Below are 15795 nucleotides of genomic sequence, written 5' to 3' on the forward strand. Positions count from 1 at the left end.
AAAATCAAAGCCCCTTTCTGATATCACCGGAAAGGGGCTTTTGTGTTCTTGGTGAAAAATAAGGCTCAGGTGTCCTCGTGCGATAGAAGACTCAAATGATCCTTGTTACTGTCTGCGATATCATCTGTTTCGTCGGTATCACCTTCTAAAAACTCTGTCAGGTTTGCAGGTAGAGATTTACTGGTTTTAGCACCCATTTTTTGTAATTGGTCTACGCGTCGAAGGATGTTCCCTGTACCGTCTTTAAGCTTGTTCAGTGCGTCGCCATGACTTTTCTGGGCCTTGCCGATAAAATCACCAACTTTGTTCAGGTCTTCTGCAAAGCCGACGAATTTGTCATAGAGTTTGCCTGCACTGTTGGCGATTTTCTGGGCATTCTGGTTCTGATCTTCGTAACGCCAGATGTTTTCAACCGTGCGCAAGGCCAGGAGCAAGGTCGAAGGAGTAACAATGACCACATTCTTTTCCAGAGCCTGCCCGACCAGATCCGGTTGTTGTTGCACGGCGATACTGAAGGCTCCTTCTATTGGCATGAAGAGCAAAACGTAATCCAGCGAACGTATACCATCGAGCTCGTGATAGGATTTTCTTGAAAGATCCCGGACATGGTTCTGAATCGAGACGATGTGTTCCGCAAGATATGTTGTGGACTGGGTATCGTCATCCGCAGAGTGTAAACGTTCATAGGCTGTCAGGGACACTTTGGAATCAATGACGATATCCTTGCCATTTGGCATATGGACGACCACATCGGGTCGATAGCGCTTGCCTTCTTCATTATGCATGGATTGCTGGACGGAGTATTCCCGTCCTTTTGTCAGGCCGGATTTTTCCAGAACCATTTCCAGGATCATCTCACCCCAGGCCCCTTGTGTCTGGCTTTGGCCTTTCAGGGCGCGGGTGAGATTATGCGTGTCCTCGCTGACCTGTTTGTTGAGTTGGGCGAGACGTTCGACCTCCCGGTGGAGAGAAAAACGTTCCTTTGATTCCTTGTCGTAGGTTTCCTCGACCTTCTTTTGAAAACTGACAATGTTTTCCTTCAGCGGATTGAGCAGGACTTCGAGACCCTGCTTGTTTTGCTCGGTAAACTTGCGGGATTTCTCCTCCAGGATACGGTTGGCAAGATTTTCAAACTGTTCGGTCAGTTTTTGCCGGGCTTCATCAAGTATCTGCAGTTTCTCTGTCTGGGCTTCCCGCTCTTTTTGCAGGGTTGTTCGAGACTCGGCATCCCGATTTTCCAGCCGGGCAATGATTTCCCGCTTGTTCGCCAGTTCTGTTTCAAGCTGCTGCTGTTTTTCCAGAAGTTCGGGGATTCTGGTGGCTTTCTGTTCCTCTGCTGCGGCACGAGAGGCCACATCTGTCAGGGTTTCGCGGAGTTCCTCCCGGTCATCGGCAAGTTTTGTGAAGAGTTCGGCTTGCTGTATCCGTTCCAGCAAGAGTTCATCCTGGCGTTTGGTCAGGGAGCGGTTTTCTGTCTGGAGCTCGGAAATGGTCGAGCGGTTTTTCAGAATAAAAACGAGGCTGATTAAAGCTGTAATGGTCAGGCCAACAAGGCCGCCGAGCAGAAGAGTCGTGAGATCCATTGGGTGCCCTGGATGGTAAAATGATAGCGGGACTGCGAGTCGCTTTGTACTCTAGCATGTAAGATGATCTGTCGTCAGTAACACGATCACGCTTTGTTCTAAAGAATGGCTTTGCCTTGACCTTCTTGCGCCAAGGCAATACCTAAAGAGCAATGGTTGTTGATGCTGCTGCTCGATCCCTGTTCGAGAGCCAGTGAAGCCTGCGGTTTAATTTTATTTATACAGTGAGTAATCATGACTATTCGTGAGATCGTCATCGCACCTGATCCTGTGTTGAAGAAGGTCTGTGACCCCGTTGATGCGGTGGATGACGGCATTCGCACTCTTATGGATGATATGCTGGAGACCATGTACAAGGCGCCGGGAATTGGACTGGCAGCCTGTCAGATCGGGGTAACCAAGCGGGTGATCGTTGTGGATGTCAGCGATGACAAGGAAGAAAAGCGCCCCTACTGTATGGCAAACCCTGAAATCATCTGGGAATCTGAAGAGTATTCTGCCTACCAGGAGGGCTGTCTTTCCTTGCCGGAGCAGTATGCAGAAGTCGAGCGTCCGGCTGCTGTCCGGATCTCTTACCTGGATCGAGAGGGTAAAAGGCAGGAGCTGGAAGCAACCGATTTGCTTGCAACCTGTATCCAGCACGAAATCGATCACCTGAACGGGGTACTTTTTATCGACCATATCTCGAAATTAAAACGCGGTATGATCATGAAAAAACTCAAGAAACTGACCGCAAATCAATAGCAGTTTCCGGGCCTCTAAGCTGTTGGTAGCCGAGGAGGTTTCTGCTTGTTTCAAGAACACCAAAGCGCCAAAACGTAGAGATGCCTGATAAAGATGATAACGGGAATGGAACAGAGCTGAGATGAAAAAACTTCGGATTGCCTTTATGGGAACCCCGGATTTTTCCGTTCCCTGTTTGAAGGCGCTGGCAGATGCCGGACATGAAATTGCTGCCGTCTACAGCCAGCCCCCACGTCCGGCAGGACGCGGACATAAGGAAAAGCTTTCTCCGGTTCATGCCTATGCCGAGAGCCAGGGGTGGCCAGTATACACTCCCAAGAGCTTTCGTCGGCCTGAGGTGCTGGAGGAGTTTGCCAGCCTGGGTGTCGATGTTGCCGTGGTGATTGCATATGGTCTGATTCTTCCCCAAGCAGCACTGGATATACCGCCAATGGGTTGTGTAAACATCCATGCCTCTCTTTTACCACGCTGGAGGGGGGCCGCGCCGATCCAAAGGGCGATCGAGGCAGGAGATGCAGAAAGTGGTGTTGCGATCATGCAGATGGCTGAAGAGCTGGATGCCGGAGATGTCATTCTTGAGAGCAGGGTGCCGTTAAATAGTGAGACAACAGCCTCCAGTCTGCATGATGAGCTATCGTCTTTGGGGGCTGATCTGATTATCAGGGCGCTGGAAGGGATGGCGAAGGGGGAGATAAAGCCGCAGCCACAACCTCTTGAAGGGGTAACCTATGCCCAGAAACTTTCCCGTGAGGAAAGTGCACTGGACTGGAGCCAGCCAGCTGAAGAGCTTGAGCGTAAAATTCGTGCCCTGACGCCTTGGCCGGGAGTTCACTTCACTTTTCAGGGCGAAAAAATCAAGATTCTGAAAGCACGGCTTTCGAATCTGGATAGCACTCATTCCCGGGCTGGGACATTACTTGATGACCAGCTGACGGTTGCCTGTGGCGCGGGCGCTTTACAGATTGAGCGTTTGCAACGACCTGGTAAAGGCGGGATGGAAGCCACTGCTTTCCTCAATGGTTATCCCCTGCCGAAAGGTACACATCTGGTCGATCGTGAGTTGACCTGATGCCACGTTACAAGTTGACCATTGAATATGACGGCAGCGATTTTTTTGGCTGGCAACGTCAAAAAGACCAGATTTCTGTCCAGGAAGTCATCGAAGAGGCCGTTTTCAAATTCAGTGGTGAACGGGTGGCCGTATTTGCATCGGGGCGCACGGATAGTGGCGTTCATGCTCTGGGGCAGGTTGCATCGATGGATCTGGAACGCGCGTTTCCTGCAGACAAGGTCCGGGATGCCATCAACTTTCATCTGCGTCCGGCACGGGTTGCGGTCCTGTCGTCGGAAATTGTTGATGAAGAATTTCACGCCCGCTTTTCCGCGACGGAACGCAGTTATCTGTATCGGATCATCAACCGCCGGGCTCATCTGGTCCTGGATCATCATCGTGCGTGGTTTGTACCGCAGAAGCTTGATGTAACCGCAATGCATGAAGCTGCGCAGGTTCTGGTCGGTACGCATGATTTTACTTCGTTCAGGGCCAAGGAATGTCAGGCGCAATCACCGGTGAAAACCATGAACCGGATTGCTGTCAGCCAGATTGGCGAGGAGATCAGGATCGAACTTTCTGCCCGTTCCTTTCTTTACCATCAGGTTCGTAACATTGCGGGTTCGCTGAAAAAAGTCGGAATAGGAAAATGGACAGGGGAAGATCTCAAACGGGTTCTTGCTGCTCGGGATCGCAGTGTTGCCGGGGAAATGGCTCCGGCATGGGGATTGTATTTTGTTTCGGTCAGTTTTGATGAAACGAAACAGGACGTTGGGCATGATCCTTCTGTGGGACCTGAACCAGCGCGTCAGTAAACGTCTTTATACGGGTTCTTACCCCTCAAGCAGAACGTTTTCGAGATTACTGAGGCTGAGCGACAGAACAATATCCAGAAAGACCAGCCCGACAGCGATAAACCAACTGCAGGGAATGACCTGCTTTATGACGTTGGCCTTGACCCAGAGCAGATAGAAGAGGGTCAAAAGACCTGTCAGGGAAACCATTATTTCTGGAAATAGGCCGGATTTAAGCAAGGTGTGAAGGAATACCTGAACCAGAATGACCCAGAGCTGAAGCCAGTTTATAGCAATGACAAGTTGTCTGAAGTTCTCGACCTTGTTGTGCAGGACAAGAATGGCATGGATGGCAACCGGGTAGGCCAGCCAGCTGATCATATAGATGAGGGCTTCAATCAACAGAACGGCAAAGCTGTCATAAAGGACGTCATTATCTGTCGGGTAGAGAGTGCTGAGATAGATATACCCCGGCAAGCAGAGCCAGGCTGCGAAGAAGGAGTTCCAGAAGCTCCGGCTGCTGGTGTCGATGTGTTCCAGACCTGACAGATCAAGACGCAGGAAGCCGAAAGTGGCTCCCAGATGGTGTTTCATCTCTGTCAAAGAAGGGATCAAACCTTAAAGTATCCTTCAAGCATGGACTGATAGATGCGTGACAGGTCGTCAAGTTCCTGTAGCGTACAGTATTCATCCACCTTATGTGCAGTATCGTTCAGCAGGCCGAATTCGGCAACAGTGGCATAGTCTTTGATAAAACGGGCGTCAGAGGTGCCGCCTGTTGTCCCCAGTACCGCTTCAAGTCCGGTCACGGTCTTGACGGATGAACTGATGAGATCGCTGAAAGGACCCGGTGGGCAGATAAAGGATTCGCCAGATACCCGAACCGTAAGATTGTAATCAAAGCCTGCACGGCTCAGGCGCTCTCGAACCCAGGCCTCAACCTGTTCAGAAGAATAGAGATCATTAAAGCGGACGTTAAAATTCGCCTGTGCCTGTGCCGGGATGACGTTGGTTGCGGCGTTGCCGACGTCGACGGTGGTCACCTGAAGGGAAGAAGGGGGGAAGTGTTCTGTACCGCTGTCGAGAGGTTCCGCGAGCAGATTATGCAGCATGGCCACCAGGGGATGGACAGGGTTACGGGCAAGTTGAGGGTAGGCTGTATGTCCCTGAATGCCCCGAACCCTGAGATTGAAGTTAACACTTCCCCTGCGTCCGATCTTGATCATGTCGCCGAGTTTATCGTTGCTGGTCGGTTCCCCAACAAGGCAGACATCCATGCGTTCTCCCTTGTCGGTCATCCAGTCGAGAACCTTGGTGGTGCCATTGATGCCAATGCCTTCCTCATCTCCTGTAATGATCAGACTGATCGAGCCATCAAAGGATGAGCGGGAGTTGATGAAACGGGTCAGAGCCGCGACAAAGGCCCCGATAGAGCCTTTCATGTCAACGGCGCCGCGTCCAATCAGCTTGCCATCGACAACAGCTCCGGCAAAGGGGTTAACCGTCCAGGCATCAGCATCGCCAATAGGGACAACATCCGTATGCCCACCATACCCAAAAACGGGTCCTGCTGTCCCGAGACGGGCGTAGAGATTGTCGACATCGTAGGTATCGCTGCAACTGAAAAGTAATCGATGACAGTTAAAACCCAGCGGTTTGAGTAAAGATTCCATGAGGTCGAGAGCACCGCCTTCTTCCGGTGTGATCGAGGGACATCGAATCAGGGCCTGGGTGACTTCCAGGGCAGAAGACGGGTTCTCGACATTCATGGTCAGTTCTTTCCGTGATACTTTAGGCGCGCAGCAATTCGTTGATAGAGGTTTTGGAACGGGTGCGCTCGTCCACTCTTTTAACAATCACGGCACAGTAAAGGTTGGGGCCAGGTGTGCCATCGGGAAGGGGTTTGCCTGGAAGCGTTCCGGACACCACAACGGAATAGGCTGGAACACGGCCCATGAAAATTTCACCGGTTTCGCGGTCAATGATTTTGGTCGAGGCACCAATGTAGACGCCCATGGAGAGAACAGAGCCCTCTTCAACAATAACCCCTTCGGCTACCTCTGCTCGCGCGCCGATAAAGCAGTTGTCTTCAATAATGACCGGGCCAGCCTGGAGAGGTTCAAGCACACCGCCAATGCCTGTTCCGCCGGACAGATGTACATTCTTGCCGATTTGGGCACAGGAACCAACGGTCGCCCAGGTGTCAACCATGGTGCCGCTGTCGACATAGGCACCCAAGTTCACAAAGCTGGGCATCAGAACCGCGCCAGGGGCAATAAAAGCAGAGCGTCGCACGATGCTGCCGGGAACGGCACGAAATCCTGCTGCTGTGAATTCTTTACTGCCCCAGCCTTCGAACTTGGAGGGGACTTTATCCCACCAGTTGGTGCTCTCGCCGGGACCACCGGCAATGACAGACATGTCATTGAGGCGGAAAGAGAGTAACACAGCCTTTTTAAGCCACTGATTAACCACCCAGCCATCGGGGCCTTTTTCGGCAACCCTGCGTTTGCCAGAGTCCATCAGCATCAACGCATTTTCAACGGCTTCGCGAACTTCGCCTTTGGTTGCGGCAGTGATCTGGTCCCGGTTTTCCCAGGCATTCTCAATGACATTCTGGATATCGCTGTTCATGGTGATCTATCCCGTAGTTCGTGTTTTTCAACATCGTTTATCGTGGTTTCGTGGACAATGCGGCAGGGCGGCGACGCTTGTCAACGAGTCCATGGCCGAAGGGGCGATGTTATACGATTCCGGCTTTTCCCGTGATTTCAGAGATTGTTAAGCCAGGTGATGAGATCGTCCGTTTCATGGTGGATAAAGGATGAACGTTCGCCATTTTCAGACGTGGCTCCATGTGCCGCCCACTCGGTATCTGTTCTGACCCAGACGGTTGTCATTCCCATGGCCGCTGCGGGCTCAAGGTTTTTAGCTGAGTCTTCGAAAAATACAGATTGTTTCGGATCAATCCCATGTTTTTTGATCAGGTCGTCATAGGGGAACTGTGCAGGTTTGGGGATGTAATCAGCATCCGCAATATCATATATCTCTTCAAAGAGATGGAGCACACCAAGCTGGTTCATCACATTTGTAGCATGGATGTTCGAGGCGTTGGTAAAGATCAGTTTTCGTCCGGGAAGCCGCTCCAGAGCGTTGCTCAAATCCTGATTCTGGCGGATGACGCTGAAGTCAATATCATGAACATAGTCCAGATATTCGTTCGGTGCGAGCCCGTGGTTGACCATCAGGCCTTTCAGCGTTGTTCCATAGCGTTTGAAATAGTCTTTCTGAACGGTTTTGGCGGCAACAGGATCAAGGCCGAGATATTGTTCGATGAAGGAACCCATGCGCTGTTCAATCTGGTCAAACAGCCGGGACGAGGCGGGATAGAGCGTGTTATCCAGATCAAAGAGCCAGACATCTTTTCCACCTAACAGAGCCATCGTTCTTGTTCTCTCTAATCTTATCAAAAAATTATTTTTACCTGCCAAGGGGTAGCAGATTTTGGAGATTTTCCAAGAAGGAAGTCATCTACAGGGTGGATTTGAAGTTTGCTGCTCATTTCCCCCGATCCCCCAATCAAGTGTTGGAAACATCGCTTGTTTATTATCCCCTTTGAAGGAAAGTCAATTTTCAGCAGGAGATTTTTGTTTTCCCCTGAGAGATTTGTAGGCAGAAATTATTGACCAAGATCTTATGAACCAGGGGGGGCATGTGGCCTGCTGCGGGTGAATGCGTCCAGTAAGCTTATTGGAACCAGTCGAACTGGTTGATCGTCTTCAAATATTTAAGTGGGTGTTAACTGGACTCGGTTAGACTTGGGGCGATGAGTTATCAGGGGTGCCTATGAAGACTTCATCAAAGCAGAAAAAAAACAATAAGAGTGGTCCATTGCCCGATATTATCGACAAGGATCACTGGGAACTGGTTGTCCCTGGTGGTCCTTTTTCTGAATTTCCTGGTGCTGTTGTACTGGTGGTTCGTGACGGCACCGTTTCCTGTGCAAATGATCAGGCCGAGTTGCTTTGTAAATTTATACGCAGGGGAGGTTCCGAAGAATATCTTGAAGCGTTGAAGTCAGCCTTCAGTGGCAAGGCGGCTCAGGTGAATCCTTTGTTGATTCGAGCCGAGCGCGATGAGCGAAGCCGTGTTCTTGCCGCCTTTGATCTGGCACTGTTGCCATGGGACGGTGGACAGGCCGCTTTGTTGCTTGGGCGGAATATAACCCTTGAGCGCAACCTTCGTGCGGCTTTAATTGAATCCCGTCAACGCTATCGTGACCTGCTTGAAGCCTCCTGTGATTTTGCCTGGGAGACCAATGCAAAAGGCTATTTTTCTTTTGTAACCCCTGATGGGGGACTGGGATATACGGCAGCCGAGATTTCTGGAATGCAGGCTGACGGGTTGCTGGTCGATGTACATACACTGGTAACGAACCCTTTTTCCTGCAAGGCGCCCTGTGATGAGGAAGAGGTCTGGGTCAAAGACAGTTATGGCGATGAAAGATGTCTTCTGATTACCTCAATGCCTCTGTGGAGTGATCAGGAAATCTGGCATGGGAACCGGGGGTTCTGTCGCGATATCACAGATCAGCGTAAAGTCGAGATGCAACGGGCTGAGGAGATTCATCGCGAGAGGGTCTACAACCGGATTCTCGAGATTGCCCGCAGTGAAATGGTGCCTGTAAAGATGCTGGGCTCTGCAGCCAGCTGTCTTATTCCGGCACTGCCGGTTGATGCTGTCATGATCAGCCATTTTGATGGCGAGATCTGGCATGCTGTCGCTGAACAGGGATCCGCTCTGCCTCTTGATGCAATCGCACGGGTCCAGGCTGCCTTGAAAATGGGAGAAACAGTTTATCAGGAAAGTGGCCCAGATGGCGTACTTGTCGCTGTTAGTACCAAGTTCCGGGGGCAGGCGAATGGCGCGATCTGTTTATGGCGAAGAGGTGCAAATGTTGTCTGGTCCGCTGGTGAGGGGGAGTTACTGGAGCGTATCCAGGTCCAGATTGGTATTTCGCTGCAACAGTATGGACATCATCGGGATCTACAAACGCTTTCAAGCACAGATCCCTTGACCGGATTGTTGAACCGGAGGCGATTTGAGCATCTTCTTTCAGGGTTTCTCGAAGACCATAACGGTGATGGGCATACGCATCTGTTACTTTATCTTGATATGGATAATTTCAAGTACGTCAATGACGCCTATGGTCATCAGGAAGGTGACAAGGCCCTGCGTGATTTTGCAGAAGTGCTGAAACAGGAAACCCGCAGGCATGACTGGTTGGCGCGTCTTGGTGGGGATGAGTTCGCTATATTTCTGCCAAATGTACCTGAGGAGGAAGCCTCATCAAAAGCAAGGGCCATTTTGATGGCGCTTGAGCCAGCTTTGGCCCGCGAAGAAGATCCGGAGTGGCGTTTGGGGGCTTCTATCGGGGGGTATCTGTTTACGGCCCGGGACGGAACCAATATATCGGATCTTTTCCTCCATGCAGACGAAGCGATGTACCGGGTTAAGAGATCCGGCAAGAATGGTATTTATGTCGTTAAAGAACAGTTAGAAGGGGCAGGATCTTGAAAGATTCAGAAAGCTCCTCAAAGGATAAAAAGCGGATGCAGACAGCCCTTGTATATGAGACTGCCAAGGAAATGGCGGAAAGTAAGGATCCGGAAGTTCGCCTGACACTGGCCAAGCGCAATGATACACGACCAGAATTTCTGTATTACCTAGCCGAGGACGAAAGCCCTGAAATAAGAAAAGCCGTGGCGTCCAATGCAAAAACACCTTCTCAGGCAGATCTGTTGCTGGCCAGAGATAAAGATACACTTGTGCGCGAGCAGCTGGCTGAAAAAATTGCCAAGCTGGCTCCAGAGCTGGATTCGAAAAATCAGCGCCGTGCGCATGAATTTGTTGTAAAAACGCTTCAGATCCTGGTCGAGGACCAGCAGGAGAAAGTACGGCAAATTCTATCTGTTGCGGTGAAAGACCTTGATACCGTGCCTGTTGCACTGGTTCGAAAGCTTGCAGCTGATTCTGAAGACAGTGTTGCTGTGCCGGTTTTGCAATTTTCTCCGATCCTGACCGATGATGATCTGCTTAAACTCATCTGGGATGGTGTCCGCGGGGCGAGATTAAAAGCAATTTCCCGTCGATCCAATCTGGGCGAGCAGGTAACCGATGCGATTATCGAGACAGAGGATGGTGATGCAATTGCCGCTCTGCTGGATAACCATAGCGCCCAGATTCGCGAAGAGACACTTGATATGCTGGTTGACAGGGCTCCGGCTGTGCAGATCTGGCACAAGCCGCTTGTCACGCGGCCAAAGCTTTCTTCCTTGTCGATCAAACGCCTTGCCACGTTTGTAACCGAGAATTTACTGGAAGCCTTGCTTGATCGTCCGGGAATGGATCCGGAAACAGCAACGGCAATTGGCTTGGTGGTGCGCCAACGTCTGGGTGAAGAAGAAGTCCTGGATGACAAGGGAACAAGTGAACAGGAAGAAAAGGCACTGGTTGCTGAAGTGGAAAAGCTGGACCGTGCCGGTAAGCTGACCGAAGACAGGATTACGACGCGCCTGCATTGTGGGGACCGCGAGTTCGCTATTCATGCGCTGGCGCTTAAAGCTGCCCTGCCCCCCAAAGTGGCGCGCCGGATGATCTTGTCCCGGGCGGCAAAGACGGTTGTGGCGCTGGTCTGGAAAGCCGGGTTTACCATGGAACTGGCCAGTCTGGTGCAGTTGCGTCTGGCTGGAATTCCTCCTCAACAGTCGATCAAGGCCGATGCAGAGGGGCAGGTTCCTATATCGGAAAAAGAACTGGACTGGCAGGTCACGCTCTATCTGGATAATCCTGAATAAGCCTTGTCGAAAAACCTTGAGCAAAAATGCCGGCCTTGATTCCGAGGCCGGCATTTTTGCTGTGTACTTTTCAGGACGCGGAAACAAAGGCATCCGGGAATGAGCAGAAGGCTGTATCAATCCTTCTTGATCAACGTGCCGATCCCGCAATCGGTGAAAATTTCCAGCAGCATACCGTGCGGGACCCGTCCGTCCAGAATAACCGCTGCGTTCACGCCGCCTTCGACCGTACTGATGCAGGTTTCAATCTTGGGAATCATGCCGCCACTGATTGTGCCATTGCGGCGAAGTTCGTCCGCTGTCTGGAAGGTGATTTCGGGAATCAACACACCTTCCTTGTCAAGGACACCTGCAACATCTGTCATCATCAGGAGGCGAGAAGCGCCAACCGCTGCGGCAATCGCCCCGGCAGCCGTATCTGCATTGATATTATAGGTTTCACCATCTGCCCCAAAGCCGATTGGTGCGATGACAGGGATCATCCCGGATGTTTCCAGTTTCTGAAGAAATTCAGGGTTGATTTCGTCTGGCTCTCCGACAAAACCGAGATCCAGAACCTTTTCAATGTTGGAATCCGGATCTCTGACTGTCCGTTGCAGCTTTCGGGCCTTGATCAGGCTGCCGTCTTTACCGGAGATACCAATTGCAGTACCTCCAGCCTTGTTGATTGCCGCGGTGATGCTTTTGTTAATTCTACCAGAGAGAACCATCTCGACAATTTCGACAGTTGCTTCATCTGTAACCCGCAGCCCGTCAACAAATTCGCTGTTAACAGCCATCCGCTTGAGCATATCCCCGATCTGTGGACCACCACCGTGAACAACGATGGGGTTGATCCCGACCTGTTTAAGCAAAACAATATCCCGGGCGAAGATATCGGCCAACTCGCTATTTCCCATCGCATGGCCACCATATTTGATCACGATGGTTTTGCCGGAATAGCGTCGCATAAAGGGCAAGGCTTCTGAAATAGTCCCTGCAGTACGCAGCCATTTCCGTGGATCTTTAGCGTGGTTTGTCAACATCTTGGACAGCCTCTGTAATGATCAGGACAACGCGGGGCTTTCTTGCTTTAAGGTCTGGCTAGACGGGCCCGGCCCCGCGAGAGGTAATTATATCTTTATAACGGAATCGCAAGGTCAAGGAAACAGGGGGGCCTTTAAATTCCTTGTTCGACCAGGGAAGCGAGAATAGCACGAAGCTCTGAAACACCCTGGCCCTTCATTGAGGACGTTTTGACAATATAGGGGTGGGCTGCGGGGCGTTTTGACAGCTCTTTGGCCAATTTGCTTTCTTCAGCGGCAAGCTCGGAGGCTTTGGTCTTGTCGACCTTGGTCATGATGATCTGGTACGAGACTGCACAGGTATCCAGTTCGTCCATGATCTCGCGGTCACTGTCTTTGGTGCCATGCCGTGCATCAATCAGCAGCAGAATACGTTTCAGCTCGGCTCGTCCGCGCAGATAGTTCCGTGTGAGGTTGGTCCAGTAAGCGATATCAGATTTTGAAGCCTGGGCGTACCCATAGCCGGGGAGATCAACAAGCATGAGCTGCTTGCCAAGATCAAAGAAATTCAACTGACGTGTCCGCCCCGGGGTGTTTGAGGTCCGGGCCAGCGTTTTCCGTCCGGTCAAAGCATTAACCAGACTGGATTTTCCGACATTTGACCGACCGGCAAAAGCGACTTCCGGGAGGTTGTAGCGCCCGATGTGTTCGTCTTTTGTCGCGCCAAGAATGAACTCGCAAGACTGGGTAAAGAGTAATCGTCCTGCTTCGACCAGCCGTGGGTCGTCGCCAGGATTTTCCAGCTTGATACCGGATTGGGGTATTGAAACCGGGGTTTCGTCAGTCACGTGCGTCTCCTTTTGTGCTGGCCCATGATTAATCCCTGTCGGTCTGAACGGCAAGAAAGAATAAGCTGCACCGGAAAAATGTAGGTTTCAGAAGGAAAAAACAGGAAAGGCCTGGATTTTCCATCCAGGCCTTTCCTGTTTTAAAATAACCCCTAGGGGATCAGCTTTTGCTTGGTTCCGGTGTTCGCCCAAGAGGAACGCCGGCCTTTTTCATAATCACAGCCTGCTGGATGATGGAAAGAAGGTTGTTCCAGGTCCAGTAAATCACCAATCCGGCAGGGAAACTGCCAAGCAGGAAGGTGAAAAACAGAGGCATGAACAGGAAGACCTTGGCCTGAACCGGGTCTGTTGGTTGCGGGTTCAGACGCTGTTGCAGGAACATGGTGATACCCATCAGGACCGGCCAGATACCGATATTCAGGAATGCAATGATACTTCCTGCTTCTGGAACACCCCATGGCAGCAGACCAAAGAAGTTGACCAGTGAAGTCGGATCAGGAACGGAAAGGTCGTGGACCCAGCCATAAAAAGGTGCCTGATGCATTTCCAGGGTGACAAAAAGAACCTTGTAGAGCGAGAAGAAAATCGGAATCTGCACGACAATTGGCAGACAGCCAGCCATCGGATTGACCTTCTCCTGCTTGTACAGGGTCATCATCTCCTGATTAAGCTTCTGTTTGTCTTCGCCAAATCGTTCTCTCAGGGCAACCAGTTTCGGCTGAAGTTTGCGCATCTTCGCCATGGAAACGTATGACTTGTTCGCCAAGGGGAAGAGGATCAGCTTGATCACTACAGTCAGCGCCATGATGGAAAGACCAACGTTGCCGACAATGCCTGTCAACCAGTGCAGGGCATAGAAGAAAGGCTTGGTGATGTAATAGAACCAGCCAAAATCAACGGCGAGATCTAGATCCTGAATCCCGAGTTCCGTATCGTATTTGTCGATCAGCGGAACTTCCTTGGCACCTGCAAAGAAGTTGCTGTTGAATTCGATATTCTGACCGGGGGTCACAGACTGGACTGCATAGAAGAAGTCTGTCTGGTAACGGTCAACGCCGTTCTTGCCGTTGTAAAGAAAGCGGGTTGTCACAGCTTGTTGTTGATCGGGGATAAGGGCTGTGAGCCAGTATTTGTCGGTAATGCCGAGCCAGCCGCCTGTTGTCGAGCCATCTACACGCTTGTCTTCCTGGAGGTCGGAGTAATCGACTTCCTGCAGTTTGCCACCAAGGACACCAATAGGACCTTCATGCAAGATGTAATATCCAAGGGTCTCTGGTGTGCCTGTCCGGGAAATCAGGCTGTAAGGGGCAAGGTCAACGGCACGGTTGGTCGCGTTGGAAACGCGTTGAGAGATGTTGATCATATACCCTTTGTCGATGCGCAACGTCCGCTCAAAGGTCAGACCCTGTCCGTTGTTCCAGGTCAGGGTTACAGGGGTTTCGGGGGTCAGGCGGTTACTGCTTGCCTGCCAGACAGTATTGTTTCCTGGAACTGGCAATGCCCGATCTGAGGAGATCCAGCCAAAGTCGGCGTAATATGGCTTGGCGGTTCCTGCAGGTGACAGCAAGGTGACATTCGGACTGCCGTCATCAATGGATTCCTGATAATTTTTCAGTGTCAGGTCGTCAATCCGCCCACCGGTGAGCGAGACACTTCCGCGCAGGGTGGGGGTGTCGATAACAACGCGTTCCTGCGTCGCAAGGACCTGTTCGCGCGGGAGACCAGCACTTAAGCTGGGCAGAGCATCCGGGCTACCGGGAAGTTCAGGGATACTGGTTTCTCCGGTCGAGGCTGCCTGTGTCTGGGACTGTTGTTGCTGAGCCGCTTGCCGGGCTGCAATCTGTTCCGGAGTTGGCGGAAAGAAATATTCCTGCGCGAATGTCCAGCCAAAAAGTATGACTGCTGAAAGGACAACAGCGAGAAGAATGTTACGTTGATCTTCGTTTTGCATCAGTGATCGGCTCAACGGTTGTTTGGGACATGACAGTCAACGTGCTGACTGCAGTCAGGTGATTCGGGTACGGGGTCATAACCATGACCACCCCAGGGGTGGCAACGGCCCAGACGTTTAAGAGCCATCCATCCACCCTTCACCACGCCATGCGCAACAAGTGCGTCGCTGGCATATTGTGAACAGGTAGGGTGGTAACGGCAGCCCGCGGGAGTATAGGGAGAGATACCGTACTGGTACAGCTTTATGAGGCCAAGAAGAAGTACACGTAATATTTTCAATCTTGTGGCCTCTCTTTTCCTGGTTTCTCAGTTCTGGTGTCTTGTCTGGCCTGAGGCTCTGGAACGGTCTGTTTTTACTCTTTGCAGAGCGGATGACAGATCTTTCTTCAGGTCATCGTAGGTGCGAAACAGGGTTGTTTTGCGCCCAATCAGGACATAGTCGTGCTCTGCCTTTCCATGATCGGAAAGCAGTTCTGCTGCAACAGCACGCAATCTGCGCTTTACCCGGTTTCTGATTACAGCGTTGCCAACTTTTTTGGTAACAGTAAAGCCAATGCGAATAGCGCCAGACCCACAAAGTTCTTCCGGGTTGGAAGAACTTTCAGGCTGGCGCCGCATGGCCTGAAGAATCAGACCTGGGGTGACCCATTTGTTTTGCGTCGCTGCTACCCGAAGAAATTCGGATCGCTTTTTGAGCTTTCCGATAACGGGCATCATGACCTTAAGCAGATAGACGCTTACGGCCTCTTGCGCGACGGTTAGCTAGGACGCGGCGACCGCCTACGGTAGCTTTACGGGCGCGAAAGCCATGGCGGCGTTTGCGAACCAGTACGCTCGGCTGAAAAGTGCGCTTCACAGTATTTCTCCGTTAATCGGGAGGTTGTCGAAAATAGTGGTGGGTGTATAAGCGGGCACCAGGCGTCTGTCAACGCCTCTTCACCAGATTCATTGGATTCCCTCA

General features: G+C 51.4%; 16 protein-coding genes. 5 read left to right on the forward strand and 11 right to left on the reverse strand.

The annotated features are described in order from the left end of the window. Positions 1 to 65: 65 nt before the first annotated feature. A complete protein-coding gene (gene rmuC, locus O4H49_RS12410; protein ID WP_269423755.1) occupies positions 66 to 1583 on the reverse strand; it encodes a DNA recombination protein RmuC in 1518 nt (505 codons plus the stop codon). A gap of 234 nt (positions 1584 to 1817) precedes the next feature. Between rmuC and def the strand changes: the two genes are divergently transcribed. From def to truA, 3 genes are all read left to right on the forward strand, one after another. Continuing rightward, complete coding sequence (def, locus tag O4H49_RS12415) at positions 1818 to 2327, forward strand: peptide deformylase (protein ID WP_269423756.1); 510 nt, start codon at positions 1818 to 1820, stop codon at positions 2325 to 2327. 121 nt (positions 2328 to 2448) lie between these two features. Further along, on the forward strand, positions 2449 to 3396 hold the full coding sequence (gene fmt, locus O4H49_RS12420; protein ID WP_269423757.1) for a methionyl-tRNA formyltransferase: 948 nt from the start codon (positions 2449 to 2451) through the stop codon (positions 3394 to 3396). Continuing rightward, the gene (gene truA, locus O4H49_RS12425; protein ID WP_269423758.1) at positions 3396 to 4193 is read left to right on the forward strand and encodes a tRNA pseudouridine(38-40) synthase TruA; all 798 of its coding nucleotides are present in this window, start codon (positions 3396 to 3398) and stop codon (positions 4191 to 4193) included. The genes fmt and truA overlap by 1 nt, the downstream gene beginning before the upstream one ends. Positions 4194 to 4211: 18 nt before the next feature. Here the strand turns inward: truA and O4H49_RS12430 are convergent, their stop codons facing one another. From O4H49_RS12430 to O4H49_RS12445, 4 genes are all read right to left on the reverse strand, one after another. Then, positions 4212 to 4787, reverse strand: coding sequence for a hypothetical protein (locus O4H49_RS12430; protein ID WP_269423759.1), 576 nt, complete (start codon positions 4785 to 4787; stop codon positions 4212 to 4214). Further along, positions 4784 to 5941 carry a succinyl-diaminopimelate desuccinylase gene (dapE, locus tag O4H49_RS12435; RefSeq protein WP_269423760.1) on the reverse strand — a complete coding sequence of 386 codons (1158 nt, stop codon included), beginning with the start codon at positions 5939 to 5941 and terminating at the stop codon, positions 4784 to 4786. The genes O4H49_RS12430 and dapE overlap by 4 nt, the downstream gene beginning before the upstream one ends. Positions 5942 to 5963: 22 nt before the next feature. Further along, positions 5964 to 6806 carry a 2,3,4,5-tetrahydropyridine-2,6-dicarboxylate N-succinyltransferase gene (gene dapD, locus O4H49_RS12440; RefSeq protein ID WP_269423761.1) on the reverse strand — a complete coding sequence of 281 codons (843 nt, stop codon included), beginning with the start codon at positions 6804 to 6806 and terminating at the stop codon, positions 5964 to 5966. A 137-nt stretch (positions 6807 to 6943) separates the two neighbouring features. Next, a complete protein-coding gene (locus O4H49_RS12445; RefSeq protein ID WP_269423762.1) occupies positions 6944 to 7615 on the reverse strand; it encodes a pyrimidine 5'-nucleotidase in 672 nt (223 codons plus the stop codon). 403 nt (positions 7616 to 8018) lie between these two features. Between O4H49_RS12445 and O4H49_RS12450 the strand changes: the two genes are divergently transcribed. After that, positions 8019 to 9749, forward strand: a complete 1731-nt coding sequence (locus O4H49_RS12450) for a sensor domain-containing diguanylate cyclase (protein ID WP_269423763.1) — start codon at positions 8019 to 8021, stop codon at positions 9747 to 9749. A 35-nt stretch (positions 9750 to 9784) separates the two neighbouring features. Next, on the forward strand, positions 9785 to 11029 hold the full coding sequence (locus tag O4H49_RS12455) for a DUF2336 domain-containing protein (protein ID WP_269423764.1): 1245 nt from the start codon (positions 9785 to 9787) through the stop codon (positions 11027 to 11029). 116 nt (positions 11030 to 11145) lie between these two features. On the opposite strand, the gene argB is transcribed toward O4H49_RS12455, so the two are convergent. From argB to rpmH, 6 genes are all read right to left on the reverse strand, one after another. After that, positions 11146 to 12054, reverse strand: coding sequence for an acetylglutamate kinase (gene argB / locus O4H49_RS12460; RefSeq protein WP_269423765.1), 909 nt, complete (start codon positions 12052 to 12054; stop codon positions 11146 to 11148). 134 nt (positions 12055 to 12188) lie between these two features. Beyond that, complete coding sequence (gene yihA, locus O4H49_RS12465; RefSeq protein ID WP_269423766.1) at positions 12189 to 12881, reverse strand: ribosome biogenesis GTP-binding protein YihA/YsxC; 693 nt, start codon at positions 12879 to 12881, stop codon at positions 12189 to 12191. A 160-nt stretch (positions 12882 to 13041) separates the two neighbouring features. Beyond that, positions 13042 to 14832: a membrane protein insertase YidC gene (gene yidC, locus O4H49_RS12470; RefSeq protein WP_269423767.1), complete on the reverse strand. Its 1791-nt coding sequence runs from the start codon at positions 14830 to 14832 to the stop codon at positions 13042 to 13044. Between the two features lie 11 nt (positions 14833 to 14843). Continuing rightward, positions 14844 to 15113 (reverse strand): membrane protein insertion efficiency factor YidD, encoded by a 270-nt coding sequence (gene yidD, locus O4H49_RS12475; protein ID WP_269423768.1) that lies wholly within the window; start codon positions 15111 to 15113, stop codon positions 14844 to 14846. A 27-nt stretch (positions 15114 to 15140) separates the two neighbouring features. After that, positions 15141 to 15551, reverse strand: a complete 411-nt coding sequence (gene rnpA, locus O4H49_RS12480; RefSeq protein ID WP_269423769.1) for a ribonuclease P protein component — start codon at positions 15549 to 15551, stop codon at positions 15141 to 15143. A 4-nt stretch (positions 15552 to 15555) separates the two neighbouring features. After that, complete coding sequence (rpmH, locus tag O4H49_RS12485) at positions 15556 to 15690, reverse strand: 50S ribosomal protein L34 (protein WP_083921781.1); 135 nt, start codon at positions 15688 to 15690, stop codon at positions 15556 to 15558. Positions 15691 to 15795 lie beyond the last annotated feature (105 nt).

The sequence above is a fragment of the Kiloniella laminariae genome (genome assembly GCF_027214005.1).
GTDB classification, from domain to species: domain Bacteria; phylum Pseudomonadota; class Alphaproteobacteria; order Kiloniellales; family Kiloniellaceae; genus Kiloniella; species Kiloniella laminariae_A.